This window comes from Photobacterium sagamiensis, from assembly GCF_050337085.1.
Lineage (GTDB): Bacteria > Pseudomonadota > Gammaproteobacteria > Enterobacterales > Vibrionaceae > Photobacterium > Photobacterium sagamiensis.
In genome coordinates this window covers 157176-172436 of record NZ_JAKJSP010000013.1, presented here as the reverse complement: position 1 = coordinate 172436, position 15261 = coordinate 157176, and the positions used below count along the sequence as shown (strand labels likewise).

Annotated in this window: 13 protein-coding genes; 2 read left to right on the top strand and 11 right to left on the bottom strand. The window is 45.2% G+C overall.

The window, feature by feature from the left end; all coding sequences use genetic code 11:
* Positions 1 to 26: 26 nt before the first annotated feature.
* The 9 genes from L4D76_RS04415 to L4D76_RS04375 all read right to left on the bottom strand — a co-directional run bounded on the left by L4D76_RS04415 (position 27) and on the right by L4D76_RS04375 (position 11361).
* Positions 27 to 2171, bottom strand: coding sequence for a methyl-accepting chemotaxis protein (locus tag L4D76_RS04415; protein ID WP_428439724.1), 2145 nt, complete (start codon positions 2169 to 2171; stop codon positions 27 to 29).
* 664 nt (positions 2172 to 2835) lie between these two features.
* Positions 2836 to 3762, bottom strand: coding sequence for a LysR family transcriptional regulator (locus tag L4D76_RS04410; RefSeq protein ID WP_428439723.1), 927 nt, complete (start codon positions 3760 to 3762; stop codon positions 2836 to 2838).
* Between the two features lie 315 nt (positions 3763 to 4077).
* On the bottom strand, positions 4078 to 5352 hold the full coding sequence (locus tag L4D76_RS04405) for an FMN-binding protein (RefSeq protein ID WP_428439722.1): 1275 nt from the start codon (positions 5350 to 5352) through the stop codon (positions 4078 to 4080).
* Positions 5353 to 5417: 65 nt separating this feature from the next.
* Positions 5418 to 5696, bottom strand: a complete 279-nt coding sequence (locus L4D76_RS04400; RefSeq protein WP_428439721.1) for a tetrachloroethene dehalogenase — start codon at positions 5694 to 5696, stop codon at positions 5418 to 5420.
* A gap of 11 nt (positions 5697 to 5707) precedes the next feature.
* The gene (locus tag L4D76_RS04395; RefSeq protein ID WP_428439720.1) at positions 5708 to 7126 is read right to left on the bottom strand and encodes a reductive dehalogenase; all 1419 of its coding nucleotides are present in this window, start codon (positions 7124 to 7126) and stop codon (positions 5708 to 5710) included.
* A 244-nt stretch (positions 7127 to 7370) separates the two neighbouring features.
* Positions 7371 to 7649, bottom strand: coding sequence for a tetrachloroethene dehalogenase (locus L4D76_RS04390; protein WP_428439719.1), 279 nt, complete (start codon positions 7647 to 7649; stop codon positions 7371 to 7373).
* An 11-nt stretch (positions 7650 to 7660) separates the two neighbouring features.
* Complete coding sequence (locus tag L4D76_RS04385) at positions 7661 to 9079, bottom strand: reductive dehalogenase (protein WP_428439718.1); 1419 nt, start codon at positions 9077 to 9079, stop codon at positions 7661 to 7663.
* A 197-nt stretch (positions 9080 to 9276) separates the two neighbouring features.
* Positions 9277 to 10194, bottom strand: a complete 918-nt coding sequence (locus tag L4D76_RS04380; RefSeq protein ID WP_428439717.1) for a LysR family transcriptional regulator — start codon at positions 10192 to 10194, stop codon at positions 9277 to 9279.
* Positions 10195 to 10593: 399 nt separating this feature from the next.
* Complete coding sequence (locus L4D76_RS04375; protein WP_428439716.1) at positions 10594 to 11361, bottom strand: DUF4344 domain-containing metallopeptidase; 768 nt, start codon at positions 11359 to 11361, stop codon at positions 10594 to 10596.
* 727 nt (positions 11362 to 12088) lie between these two features.
* Here L4D76_RS04375 and L4D76_RS04370 point away from each other — a divergent pair.
* Together L4D76_RS04370 and L4D76_RS04365 are read left to right on the top strand one after the other, a co-directional pair.
* On the top strand, positions 12089 to 12718 hold the full coding sequence (locus L4D76_RS04370) for a LysE family translocator (RefSeq protein ID WP_428439715.1): 630 nt from the start codon (positions 12089 to 12091) through the stop codon (positions 12716 to 12718).
* 310 nt (positions 12719 to 13028) lie between these two features.
* Positions 13029 to 13667: a glutathione S-transferase family protein gene (locus L4D76_RS04365; protein WP_428439714.1), complete on the top strand. Its 639-nt coding sequence runs from the start codon at positions 13029 to 13031 to the stop codon at positions 13665 to 13667.
* A 44-nt stretch (positions 13668 to 13711) separates the two neighbouring features.
* Here the strand turns inward: L4D76_RS04365 and L4D76_RS04360 are convergent, their stop codons facing one another.
* Both L4D76_RS04360 and L4D76_RS04355 read right to left on the bottom strand, forming a co-directional pair.
* Positions 13712 to 14203, bottom strand: coding sequence for a peptidylprolyl isomerase (locus L4D76_RS04360; RefSeq protein ID WP_428439787.1), 492 nt, complete (start codon positions 14201 to 14203; stop codon positions 13712 to 13714).
* Positions 14204 to 14341: 138 nt separating this feature from the next.
* Positions 14342 to 15202 carry a DMT family transporter gene (locus tag L4D76_RS04355; protein ID WP_428439713.1) on the bottom strand — a complete coding sequence of 287 codons (861 nt, stop codon included), beginning with the start codon at positions 15200 to 15202 and terminating at the stop codon, positions 14342 to 14344.
* Positions 15203 to 15261 lie beyond the last annotated feature (59 nt).

Genomic DNA, 15261 nt, shown 5'->3' with positions numbered 1-15261 from the left:
CGCCCCTTTCCACAACACTCAATCCACTAAACTTTAAACTGCTTCACAATCTGTTGCTGATCAACAGACAGCTGCTGAAGTTCTGTACTCAAATGTGATGATGATTCAGCCTCTTGAGTTATGGTGTGACTCGCTTCTCTGATATTTACCACATTGAGGTTAATTTCATTTGCGACAGTGCTCTGCTCAGCGGCAGCTTTGGCAATTTCAGTCCCCATCTCGCTGATACGCTGAATATGTTCGGCGATAACGGACAAGGCCTTGGTCATATCACTAACTTGCTGAACGGCCCCAATCGCTTTTTCATTACCGCTGCTAATAATCCCAACCACCTCACGAGTACCAGATTGAAACTGCTCAATAACCTCTCGGATCTGACCGATGGAGTCTTGAGTTCGCTCTGCAAGGTTACGCACTTCCGCAGCTACTACGGCAAATCCCCGCCCTTGCTCACCGGCACGGGCTGCTTCAATAGCGGCATTTAAAGCCAACAGATTGGTTTGCTCGGCAATCCCCTGGATCACCGATAGAATAGATTCAATATTTTCGCTGTCTTTAGACAGGCGCTCTATCATCGGCATCGCTGCTGAAACATCATCGACTAAAGATTCAACCGCCCGTGTTGTCGCATCAGCAACTTGCTGTCCATTAACGGCAGCCTGTTGTGCTTCTCCTGCAGAACCAGCACCCTGTGCCGCATGGTCAGAAACAGAACCGGCTGTTGCGGTCATCTGCTCAAGTGCGGTTGCCACCTGCTCTACATCTAAAAACTGCTGTTGGCTACTATTACTGGTTCGCCTTGCAATTTCTGAGGTTCGTTCAGAGGTTGCCTGTACACTTTTCACCGACTCGCCAATATGTTGCACGGTACTTTGTAACTTATCGAGGAACTGATTAAACCAATGTACCAATGTCCCAACTTCATCCTTACTTTCTACTTGCAGACGCTGGGTCAGATCCCATTCCCCTGAAGCAATACTTTGCAAACGGCCTGTAACCTGCCAAATAGGCTTAACTAAATAATAAGACGCTAGCCAGATAAGCAGCAGTGCTGCCAATGCTATCGCTAATGCAACAACTAACTGAAACCGTATTGCTTCAATATTGTGCTGTTCTACCTTCTGATTTAAGGCAATGGCACTTGCCAATACGCTCTCTCGGGGAGCGCTGAATATCAAGCCCCAAGGCGTTGCACTTCCGCTAAGAGATACCGGAACAAGTGCTTGAAGCGTTTTGTTATCCTCAGTCCAATCGATACGCATGAGTTTGCGGGGCAACCAGCTTTCGATGTCCGCTTGTTGGCTTAACGGTAACACCTTCTCCAACTTGCCAAGTTGAGACTTATCCTGATCATAACCGACAATCACACCATCTTGACTCAACAGCAGAACTTGTCCCTGTCCACTGACGAAGTGGCTGTCTGCAGTCTCGATCAAAGGTTGTAATGACCGCACCGACAGGTCTATCCCCACCATACCCACCAGCTGACCGTTTTCCAGCAACGGAACGGTGACAGATGTCATCAGCAACTCTTGTGAACCAACATCATCAAGATAGGGGTTTAGGACGCAAGACTGACGGGTTCGAATTGGGCAGGCATACCATTCATTTGCAGGGCGTCCAAACTCATCATGCTCTGTATCGGTAATATCTTCCTCTTTCAGCACCTCCAGTTCCACGTTGCCACTTTCGCCCCTAGCCCAATAAGGAGCAAAACGACCCGTGCTGTTAGATGCCAAATTCTCATTGTCAATATAGAGGCTGTCATCACCACCCAACGCACTGGTTTCCAGTACGATGTACATGCCAAGCACATCAGCTTGGTGCTCGACCAATTGTTTGAGGTATTGATTAACTGAGCTGCGGAATTGTTCACTGGAGGTATCATTAAGCAAGGCATTGTTACGCATGAACAATACCGTTTGGGCCAGTATCTCTGCACGGTTGTGATTTTTGTCTAATACTGCCTTCACCTTCTGCGCCTCCTCAGAGGCTAAAACAGAAACGTACTCCTTTGCGGCCTGTTGTATGTTTTCCGATGTTTGTTCATGAACCAGATCTTGGGCCTGATCTGAGTAGTATAAAGAAAAACTAACAAGAGCAGACAGTGCAATAAGCAGGCAGAGCCCTGCCAATAAAGTAAATTTCCAACGAATCGACAAATCTTTCATTACTCTTCCTTGGGAAGTTATTTTTATTTGTTATCACCAGAACCAATAGCTTTACGCTATTTACTGGCGCATAGTGCTATGTAGACAAATAGCTCAAACGTGAAATTACAGTTATTGAAATGGATTTATATAGGTCTTATTTTATAAATCTTAAGGTAATATCTAGATCAAACTTATTGAGAAGGAAAGTAACTTGGTAGCTAGCAATGGGATTTTATAATGTTCCAAATCGCACTCCCTGCAACAAAAGAACGACATGAATGTCACTCATTTTTATTTAAACAACTATTTTCAGCGAAAAAAAAACGATCATTGATCGTTTGTGAACGGATACTAACACACGTGACATTTGTCGGGTTAATATTAGTTGCGCGATCAATTGAAAATTTTGATGTCTGTCAATTGATAATACTTTGATATGAAACAGAAGTAATAATGGTTAACTATATCACCTGAGCTATTACGCTTAAAAACAGGCATCATAATATGTTTTATTAACAACTGTGTTTAATTATGTCTGATTATGAACAGATGTATTTAGGAATACCTTCATTGGTTTTCTTGTACAAGAAAGCTAAAACCAATAACAAGGTGATGAAAAATAGTATACAGATAATTAAGACTGCCATTTAGATTTAACGCCTCATGGCAAGTCTATCCCATATTATTGGGGCGAAGGTGGCAACGGCATACCAAACAGTTTGTTATAACGCATGAAATTAATAAAAGCCTTCGTTGTAGACGGGCAATACTGGCTTCTGGGATAGATAGCGTAAATAGGAACAGCATCGGCAAAGTTGCCGTCAAACAGGGAAACCAAACGCCCTTCCTTGACATATTGCCGACACAAAAAGTCGGGCAACCAGACAATACCGTAATCCTTCAGTGCCATATGCATGGCCACTTCAAGCTCATCGCACTGCATGCGGCTGTTGATCTTCACCTGATAGGATAAATCACCTTCATACCATGACCAGTAACCCATTTCACGTTCACGTGCCGATTCGGAACAATCAATGGTATGGTAAGCGCCCAGCTCTCTCGGGTGTTGAGGCACGCCGTTTTTTGCCAGATATGCCGGACTAGCATAAAACCTTCGATGACAGAGCACCAAGGGCTCACTAATAAATGCCTGTTCATCTAACGGGGAAATATGCAGCATAAGATCGGCATCGAACTTATTGGTTTCTGGCATACCGTGAGTGGTTACCAGAGTGAGATCAACCTTCGGATACTGGCCTAAAAAATCAGCTAAACAGTGTTGCGCCATACGTCGGTTGAGCAGATCCAAACTGCATACGGTCAGTTTACCAGTCGGCTCGGCTTTCAGGCTCTGTATTTCTCCTATCGCCTGAATCCATTGTTGCTCCATTGCCACTGTATGCTCAATAAATCGCCGGCCCTCATAGGTTAATTCAAGTTTTCGGGTCGTGCGTTTAAAGAGCAATATCTGCAAGCTGTCTTCAACCGATTTTATCCGCCGGCTTACGCTTGGCCGGGTCAGGTTCAGTATATCTGCGGCTTTGGAAAAACTGCCCTGAGAGGCAATAAGGTTGATGAGCTTGAGATCGTCAACTGAGATGTTAGTCATAATCGTGCAGGGTTTCCGGGATCAGTCGATATAGGGGCATATTGTATACCCTCATCATATAGAAAGCGTTATACCATAGCGGGCATCAGGAAAAAAACCTCTTTATTCCTTCGCTTATATACCCAAGCTATGTTTGATAAAGAAGCGGCTGGTTACCGTATGGTTCCAGCCGCAAGATTATTTTCGAGGTAAGATCATAGCTCGAGGATAAATTGCTGGAAAAAAAAACCGACAATCGTGGCAACAGTAAGAAGAAACAGCGAACCACTTATTAAACGTTCAACCTTAGCAGGCTGCTCATTTCTGCCACTTCGCTTAGCGGATCGTGTCGGCCGCCGGCTCTCTTTTTTTGGGCTTGTCTGCGGGTTTATGCTCATGGGATACATCCTTAATGGCTATTTGTTTTCCTTTGCGGATTTGTTTCAGGGCTTTGGCCCGCATCTCAACACTGTAAGTTAAGAAACGTCCCAACGGACAGAGCATCCGGCACCAGAAATCGTTGACGACAAAAGCGCCGAAAATACTTAATGGCAATATGTACCACTGAATACCTACCCCTTCGAGTGAAAACAGCATTGAGAAAGGTTCGTAAGAACCAATGGCTGGGGTACGAGACAAAAAAATCAGCATCAGCGACAGCCAGAGCAGCGTATTGGTCCACAATTTCATGTGCTGTTTCAACCATGGATAAAGCTGCAGGTTGAGGCCGCTGAGTTGATGTAACCAACGCTGGATCTGGTGGAACGGGCAAAGCTGGGTGCAGTAGACATTCCGGCCTAAAAACAAGATTGAGCCCAGTGAGCCTGTCAACATGATATACCACAACAGATGTTGCTGAGGCGACGGAATATAGCCCAGCAGCAATGACCCTATCATGGTGATAGAGAGGGCACTATTAAGCCAATAACCGATCAAAATAACCGAGCTGATTGCCAGCAGCTGGTTATAGCGTTTTTGCCATTGCAGCGGCACCTTTTTAACAATGAGTGCAGCAACAAATAACAATACGGCCAGCAGCTCTTTGTAACCGACATTAAATTCGGGCCGTTGCCACTTTTGCGGTAACGAATAACGAACGGCGGCATTGTGGGCAGCCTCGCGAATACCAGACGTCAGGCCCTGAGAGGAAAGGGTTGCCCCGCTGAGCCCGTCGATATCGAGACCAAGCTGATAGTCTTTGTTCAGCAGCTGGTTATCAAACTGGCGGTAAAACCGCCCCTGACGGAATCGGTTGATATACCCCGGGGTTTCTTTGTGCTCAAGCAATATAGTGCTTGTGATGCGTCCCTTCTCATTGGTTTCAACAGCCAATAACATCGGGCCACCGTAACCTTGAGATTGTCCCAGACTGAGATAGCGAGTAACGTCGCCCTGCTTCAACTGGTACTGTTCACCTTGGGCATCCGCTATTCGCGAAATTTCATCATGGGGGAAAGCTTGCTGTAATAACTGCGGGTAATTAGGTTGCTGCCAGATCAGACCAATAACAAACGCGGCAGCCAGTGACGCCCAGCTGAAAACATGCAACCAGGGCAGACCTTTCGTTTTTGTCCGAGGCCGCCGACGAGACTGTGAGAGTCCCTGAGACATATATTTCTCCAAAATAAAAAAAGCGGTCCCTGGCTGTAAAACCAGGAAACCTCCGGACTGTCTTGTTACGATTTTATTGCTGGCTGAATAAGCTTGCGCCAGGTGTAAACAGCAATAATTAAGGCTGGCAGACCAAAGTTAAGCAGCCCCATCGCGCCTGACTGAGGCTCACCTTCAGCAAAAGATGCCCACGACCAACCGATACAGATCCAGCTGAACCCGAATGCACTTAATAAGCCTAAGTTGGCTTTAAGATCGAGCTGGTAGTTACGTCGCAGATGCACGTAGCCCCATAAGGCCGCGGTGGTGGCCATGCCCATCAAATACCACATTAATCCAATCATAAGTCTCTTCCTTAGGTGAAATCGCCGTCAATACCGCTGCGCCAGAATTTGATAACGGCTTCTTCATCATTGATGTTGCCGTAGCCGAACAGAATGTCCGCCTGCTTCATCATGGTATGCACCGCACCGCCGGTAAAGGTGTTGGAAGCGTCAATCAGTCTGTGGTGCCAGAAGTCAGGTTTATTCCAAGGGCAAGCGGCAATACAGGCACCGCAGTCGCCGCCGTTATCAGACCAGAACTTGAAACACTTTTTAGAGTCGTTATAGAACTTGCGCATTCCCGGCTGGCCGTGCCAGTTGTATTCGGGATTATCATGGCCAGGGTAAGTCGGTCCCATGGATGGCTTATCATCCATGCTGATAGCACCTGACGGACAGGATTCGGCACAACGCTTACAATTCTCACAGAAAGACATGATGCCGAAATCACGCGGTTTGTCGTAAGCAGCATCATCCAGCTCGAGATCGGTATAAACCTTAGAAATACGTACACGCGGGCCGAGGGTCGGCGCAATCAGAGTACCGTTACGTGCCCCTTCACCCAGCCCGGCAGCAATGGCATAGGCAACAGAGTTGCCGAGATCATTACCTGACCCGACAGCCTGGTATCCGAGGTTACGAAGGAACTTGGCCATAGAGCCGGCCTGAATGGTATTGTAGCTATAACCCATAGCAGCCGTTGCCGAACCCGGGATCATAGGCGCTGTTGCCATGGCCTCATAGTCCATATCCATAAGCATAACAATCACGGTTTTAGGCTCGAACGGAAAGTCTTTCTCCCAGGTCAGGGTTTCTTCTTTTCTTACATCATAAAGCGGATCATAATCCCAGCGCTTGTCTCGACGACAGATCCCGACTCGGGCTGCACCAAATGTTTTGGCTGCCGTTTTAATCGCGCTGACCATTTCAACAGAGTCTTTGAACGGATATTTGTGGGGAACGACATCTGACTGATCCCAGCTCAGAATACCGCTATCAGGTACCCCGGCAGCCTGCATAGGAGCCAACTGATTCATGACTTCCCAGCATGCTCCTTCAAGGGCATAATCGAGCTGGGTGTAGCCCACTTTGTCATTATCGGCACGTGTATGTGCCGTCCAGTAATTGACAAAATGCTGCTGGAAGTTAAACGGTTTTTCCCCTGCAACTATAGGACCACCGGTGTCATTACTGAAACTATGATTACGGTAACTATATTGCTCTGCTAAAGCCGGACTGGTGGCAAAAGTAAGAATGACATCTCGTTGATCCATAGGACGATAGTCCTGTGAAACCTCTACCGGAAACTCATCCTGCTCAACACCTTCTACCTTGTGTTTTACCCAGCTTCCAGCCCCGGCAACAACACCGACACCGGCGATAGTTCCGGCACTTAATTTTAATAGCTGGCGACGTTTTTCATCGACAACTTGTTTGTCTTGTTCGCTCATATTCACTCTTGCATTTAGTCATTGATTCGAAAACCAAAAAACGACAGATGCTGAATTTTATTCTTCTCCCCCCTTTTGGAGTACGCTTGTATTTGGGAAGGACTTTCCTAAAAAATGCAATAATTGCGACTAGGCGTGTTTATTATAGAGAGCTGATGTGCGTTTAATGGGCAGATAGGAAAAGAGTTATAACTCGGGGATAAAGCGGTTCCTGGCTTTAGTACCTGGAACCGCCTGACGGTTTTTACGATTTAATTGCAGGTTGAATAAGCTTGCGCCAGGTATAAACTGCAATAATCAAGGCAGGCAGGCCAAAGTTTAGTAGCCCCATTGCGCCCGACTGAGGCTCGCCTTCAGCAAAAGATGCCCAGGACCAGCCAATACAGATCCAGCTGAACCCGAATGCGCTTAATAAGCCTAAATTGGCTTTCAGGTCGAGCTGGTAGTTGCGGTGTAGATACACGTAACCCCATAAAGCTGCAGTGGTGGCCATACCCATCAAATACCACATTAATCCAATCATAATTCTCTTCCTTAGGTGAAATCGCCATCAATACCGCTGCGCCAGAATTTGATCACCGACTTTTCATCATTGACGTTACCGTAACCGAACAGAATATCTGCCTGCTTCATCATGGTGTGCACGGCACCGCCGGTAAAGGTGTTAGAAGCGTCGATCAATCTGTGGTGCCAGAAGTCTGGTTTGTTCCAGGGACAGGCTGAAATACAGATACCGCAATCGCCGCCGTTATCAGACCAGAACTTGAAACACTTTTTGGAATCGCTATAGAATTTGCGCATTCCCGATACGCCTTGCCAGTTGTATTCAGGATCGTCACCGCCCGGATAGGTTGGCCCCATGGAAGGTTTATCGTCCATGCTGATCGCTTGGGACGGACAGGATTCAGCACAACGTTTACAGTTTTCACAGAACGTCATAATGCCGAAATCGCGTGGCTTGTCGTAAGCGGCATCATCCAGCTCGAGATCGGTATAAACCTTAGAGATACGCACGCGCGGACCAAGGTTCGGCGCAATGAGTGTACCGTTACGTGCTCCTTCACCCAGCCCGGCAGCGATAGCATAGGCAACAGAGTTACCCATATCATTACCAGACCCAACCGCCTGATAACCAACCCCTCTAAGAAACTTGGCCATAGAGCCGGCCTGAAGTGTATTGTAGCTATAACCCATGGCCGCCGTTGCAGATGCCGGGATCATCGGCGCCGTTGCCATCGCCTCATAATCCATGTCCACCAGCATCACGATCACGGTTTTCGGCTCGAACGGAAAATCCTTTTCCCAGGTCAGGGTTTCTTCTGTTATTGAATTGTAGAGCGGATCATAGTCCCAGCGCTTGTCACGACGGCAGATCCCGACTCTGGCTGCACCGAAAGTCTTAGCGGCGGTTTTAATCGCGCTGACCATCTCAACTGAATCTTTAAACGGGTATTTTTCGGGAGCGACATCTGACTGATCCCAGCCCAGCGTTCCGCTATTCGGTACGCCGAAAGCCTGCATCGGCGCCAGATTATTCATACCATCCCAGCATGCGACCTCAAGGGCATAATCGAGCTGGGTGTAACCCACCTTATCGTTATCAGCTCGTTCCGGTGCGGTCAGGAAATTGATACAGTGCTTCTGGAAGTTAAACGGTTTTTCTCCGGCCACAATCGGGCCGCCGGTCTCTTCACTAAAATTCAGGTTGCGGTTGGGATGCTGCTTGGCCAATGCCTGGCTGGTGGCAAAAGTAAGAAGGACATCGCGTTGATCCATAGAACGATAATCCGGTGAAACTTCTACCGGAAACCCGTCTTGTTCAACCCCTTCCACCCGGTGCTTGATCCAGCTTCCGGCCCCGGCAACAACACCGACACCGGCGACAGTTCCCGCGCTTAGTTTTAACAGCTGGCGACGTTTTTCATCGACGCCTTGCTTGTCTTGTTCGCTCATATTCACCCTTGCAATTAGTCATTGATTCTAAAGCTAAATAACGACAGATATTGGGTGCACTTTATTACCCTTACCTCTTTGGGGGTACGCTTGTATTTGGGAAGGACTTTTCTAAAAAATGCAAAAGTAGTGGTTAGGGTCTGTTTATCTTTCAACATTGCAGCAATGATGTTGAAAGATAAACAGACCCTTACTAATTATTGAATCGATTCAATTTCTTGTTGTATCTGTGAGAACTGCTGCTGGAAGAAATCGAGTACGACACGTACGCGATGCGGTAAATAGTGGCGGCTGGAATAAAGCCCCCACAAATTAACATTAGAACTATATTGGCCATCAAACAGAAGTTGTAAACGGCCTGCCTTGAGATGTTCCAGACACATAACCGGAGGTACCCAGGCAACACCCTGAGAGTTAGTGGCACCAGCGATACAAAGTTCAACGCTTTCAGATTCAAACGGCCCGTTAACCTCAACACTGTGAGAGCTATTGTTATGGCTCCATAACCACATGTTGGCGGGCTGAAACCCTTTCGCCGTTAGCAGACAAGGATACTGATTAAGCTGCTTGGGGTGGATAAGCTCGGGAGCCTGGGCTACAAAATCCGGACTGGCAATGAAGCTGCGTTTGATTTCTGCCAGTTTATGACCAACCATTGAGCAATCTGGCGGAGTACCATGATTAATATAAAGCACCAGATCAGCCTGAACATCCATTGGATTTTGGCGGCTTTGATAAGAGATAAACTTAAGCCGTAAAGCAGGATAACGCTGATAAAGCAGGGGAAGCGCCTTACTACAGGCATGAATGATAAAATCCAGCGGGGCCGCAACAGTAACAATACCTTGAGGCTGGGCCTGTAATTGACCGACACTCATTTCCAGAGCTTCCACTTCGGCCAGAATTTTTTTACTTCTCTCCAATAATTCAATACCGGCGTCGGTCAGTGACAGACTGCGGGTGGTTCGTTCCAGCAAACGGGTGCCAAGGTGTTGCTCTAACTGGGCGATATGGCGACTTACTTTTGATACCGGAATACCTAAAGCACGGGCAGCTGCACTCTGGCTTTTATATTCAGCAACCGTGGTAAATAAAATGAGATCTTCCGTCTTCATGGTAACTATCGTTATATGGCATATGTAATATATCGCCCATAATCATCAGTTCTCATAAATAATAATATGATCTCAAGCAGCATTTGTTTGATTTTTATATGGAAAACTAATCTGTACGGCTCAGACAAACAGCTCCTTGTTTCAACTCATTATAATTACATGCAGCAAATGTAATTTCATCTTCGACACAAATTTCACTGAAGTGTCTACTCATTGTATGGTTTCTTGAGATACGCATGTTTTGTACTGCCAAAAAAGAGTTCTACAACGACATTACCTAAGCAGACACTAACACTACTCATTGGAGCGGAAATTCCATGTTTTACTAACAACCGCCCAAATTGAATATCTCCAATGAATAAGCCACTTTCAAAGTGGGGGGTATTTAGTTAACCCTCTCTAATTCTTGGACGAAAGGTACTGATGCCAGCTATGATCCAGTTGCTGAAAGTTATCTATACAAAAATCTTTACGTTCAGAGAGATAGTCTTTTTCTACTTCATCAAGTAGCTTTTGATGTTTCTCTGGATCGCTTCCGTAAACTAAACAAAGGGTAGAGAAGTATCTTTGAAGATCAAAGCTATGTTCATCAATATACTCACCAAAGTCGTAGTAATCGGGCCTGTTTTCCGATTCAAAAGCGAACATGTCAGCGGCACTAATGGCGGCATCATCACCTTCTTCTACGTAGTTAATCATCATTAGAGTGGCGAAATTATCAACCGCATCCTCTTCTTTACCCAATACCGGAATATTCTGGTCGGCGACTAAGGCGTGGCCAGCTTCATGGAGTAAGGTATGAAGGAAAGTGTCAATGGCACCGAGTTGTGGTTCTTTACCAAATTCATTTTGGTAGTCATTTTTCTTAAAATATTGCAGAGATTCAGCCACAAAAGAGTAAGGAACATGAACAGTATGAGTTTCGGGATCGTACATTGGCCCTTCTTCACCGCCATACCGAATGGTCAGAGTCTCATTAAACGCAAAGTGCGCATTGGATAGTTCTACTAAAGTTTCGTTGACGCCACTTTGCTCTATCAATTGCTGTACTGACTTATCTTCTTGACCTTTCGTTGTCTGGTACTCAATAACAATGTTGTTTTGGGCAGCCAAGGCAGAGCTTGCGAGCAGAGAGCTTAGGCTTAACAAAACTAGAAGTGATTTCATTTTAAATCCTTGTGAGGCTTAATATCTATACCCAAACTACTTCAAGATGCATGATTCAGAGCTTCCTCTGGGAATTCAATTCAAGCGAAATGTGTGTAGGAATGGCATCCCCTTTCAAACACATTTTGTGCGGAAGTGAGTTTCCAGAGAAGCTCCCAAGGGGCGAGTTTCAGTGGCTTTTATACTGTGTTAGCCATACTTCAAATAGAACCACTATTCGCTCATATGGCTGCCTTGCCTAAAAGCCACTGAATTCTCGCTGAACACAGCATCTTGAAGTGGTTTGGGTATAACCCTATAAACATCACTTAACGTTACAATGATAATCTTTATGTATTATATTAATGACTTGCATGGTATTAATTATCGGATTATAGCCATTGTCGAAGCTATAGCCAAATCCGTATTATGCCCATGTGCTCAGACGATGTTCTTGTTCATCAGCCGTAGTTTTGCTAGCGGCTTCCTTCAGACCGTTCCTCGCGGAAAAGCCCTTGCCATTTGCTAGTAGTTAACATCTAATAATCAATAGGTTATTAGACGGTGATTTTCCTACAGAGGACTTTCACCTCATTAGTTCATGCCCATGCTGGGCGTACACAAGACAATCAAGGTGATGCGTTTACTCGGCATTTTTGGTGCGCTTGGCTAGTTCAGTGTTGGCACACCTTATTGTAGGCATTATATATTTTTTAGGGCTTTCGATGACACTTTAGGACAATGAGCTATGGATTATTTATTGGTTGTTTTTCATGTTGTTCTTATCTGGATATTAGCGGTTATTACACCGGGAGCTAATGTGTTGTTTACCATTAACACCGCACTGCATTATGATCGCAATCTTGCAATGTTTTCTGCCTTTGGTGTCAGTTCAGCCATATTGTTATGGGCGTTATTTGGGGGTTCAGGCCTGGTTATTCTGTTTTATCATTTCCCTCAGTTGTTGTGGGTAATGAAGATTTTCGGTGGAAGTTATTTATTTTATTTAGGCGTGCGTCAGATTTATCGAGCACGAAAAGATAGAAATATGGCAAATACTACAGAAGTTCATCAAACAGTATATCCATCAAAACGAAAGGTCTTTTTTTCTGCATTTATCACCAGTATTTTAAATCCTAAAACAGGATTTTTTGTAGTTAGTTTATTCAGTGTCTCGATGCCTCAAGATATTAGTGTGGGGTTGATGTTGACTATTATGTTAATAATGTCATCAATTACATTAAGTTGGCATCTTGTGTTGGCTGCGATTTTTTCGCATAACTCAGCGAAAAGTGCATATAGCCGAGTATCAAGCCTAGTTGATTATATTACCGGTGGTCTATTCACAATATTCGGCTTAAGAGTCATGATGTCATAGTTAGTTATGACGATGCATATAACACATATGAGCCTTCGGGCGTCAAGCGCTAAAGCGAATCCTATCGGCCGCGTTAACGGTCGACTGAGAGTCGATTAACAAGCGCGTCCTCTTCTTGTACGTGTCTAAGCCAATGTAAAGTATGCTATGTTTAGTCATGGTTAGTACGGCAACATAACAAAAAGCACCATGTGATCCGTTACACTCGGCGGATTTGGTATGAGGTTCGCTCCGCTTTGCTGGTTCAGCGGGGCACACCTTAAGGCTGGTATTATAAGCAACAAGTTAACAACATCAAAAGGAATTTCATTTGTACAAACTTTATTATTACCCTAATAATGCAAGCCTTGCTCCTCATTTTTTGCTTCATGAGATGAAGTTAGATTTTGAGTTATTACTTGTTGATCGAAAATCAAATTATCAAAAATCAGCAGAATATTTAAAGCTGAATCCTGCTGGTAGAATTCCTACTTTGATCGATGGAGATTCCATAATCTTTGAAAGCCCTGCTATTTGTATTCACATTTGTGAACAGCATCCTGACAAGGGGCTAATTCCAGCATTGGGTAGTAAAGAAAGACCACAATTCTTCCAGTGGCTAACGTATTTGAATAATACTCTACAAGCTGAACTAATGGTTCGGTACTACCCTCACAAACATACAGTGGATGAAAGCTCAATTCCAAGTATTATCGAAGCACAAGATGAACGAATTGCCGATGCTTTATTAGTGTTAGATCAGGCGTTAATTGGTAAAAAGTACCTACTTGGTGATGATATATCAGCATGTGACTTTTTCTTATTCATGCTTGCTAAGTGGTCGCTAGATATCAAAAAGTCACCTTTGTCATATCCAAACTTGGGGGCTTACTTAAAGAGGCTTGCTCTATATCCGACAATTCGAGAAGTGAGCGAAATAGAAGGTATTGACCTTAGCCCATTTGAGTAGTTGCTTATAGTGCCACTCCAAAAAAGTGGCACTGGTACATCAAATTATTTAATAATCACTTTTTCTACAATGATTGCTTCACACGGTACATCATCATGGCCGTATTTTGAGGTCGTTTTAACTTTAGCCATTTTATTAACCACATCCATACCTGCGCTGACCTTGCCAAATACCGCATAACCCCAACCTGCGTTGGTGGTTGCTGTATGATCAAGAAAGTCGTTATTAGCCAAGTTGATAAAAAACTGTCCAGTCGCAGAATGTGGTGCATCAGTGCGCGCCATTGCTAGAGTGCCGATGACGTTTTTAAGTCCACGATTAGCTTCATTAGCAATACAATCACGTGTCGGCTTTTCTTGCATATCTTCAGTAAAACCTCCTCCTTGTACCATAAACCCTTTTATCACTCGGTGAAAAATAGTGCCGTCATAGAAGCCATCTTGGCAATACTTTAGAAAGTTCTTCGAACTGACAGGGGCTCGTTCCATATTAAGTTCAATCTCGATATCGCCTAAATTAGTGGTGAAAATAATCATACTAGCTGCAACCATGTTGGTATCAATTCAATCCGTGCAGTATACGCAATCAGAATCTTGAACTGTAGTGCCAAGTACGAGAACAAATTGCGGTGATTGTAATTTCACTAAACAATCACGATACAGATTGGATCTGTATTAATGAGGATTGGTGTTTTTCCGCTTATCTCTACAAAAAAACACCAGCGCAATCCCGCCAAGAATTGCTACCGATGCCAGCACTAAGCGTAATGACAAAGACTCACCAAGAAACAGGATGCCACCGATTGCGGCAATCACCGGAACACTTAACTGAATAGTTGCCGCATTGGTTGCTTTTAGTGCGGGTAAGACAGAGTACCAGATGGCATAACCAATGCCTGACGCGAAAGCACCGGATGCAATGGCATACCAGATCCCGCTTGCATCAATAGATGTATAGTTCAATGTCATGAAACTCATAAGAAGGGCGACAGGCACCGCTCTCAGAAAGTTTCCGGCAGTAACCCGTATGGGATCCCCTGCCCCTCGACCACGTAAAGAATAGATCCCCCATGAAACACCCGCGGCTAACATCAAAATTGAACCAATAAGTGGTGGTGCAGACAACCCCGGAAGCAATAGACCGATCAGCCCAGCCAGCGCGAAAATCAGGCCAAGCCATTGCCGGTTCTGCAGACGTTCTCCCGCCCAGATACCATGCCCTATCATGGTGGCTTGGACGGCACCGAACAACAGCAATGCACCCGTTCCGGTAGGCAGACTCACATAGGCAAAGGAGAATCCGGCAGCGTAAGCAAACAGTGAAAAAGCAGAAAGCCAGTTCCCCTCACCTTTAACCGTACCACGCGCATAACTTGCCACCAGCCAGAGTGTCAGCGCACCAGCGATCAAGCGAATTGTGGTGAAGCTGGCAGCATCAATATTGGTTTGTAATAAGGCAACACGGCACAGTAATGAGTTGCCGGCAAAGGCAACCATAGCTATCGAGGTTAAAGCTATGACTCTTGCATGTGTCATGTAATTATCTTTCCGTCTGTTAGTATTCTCCGTATTTCAGGTCATAAATCACCATACAA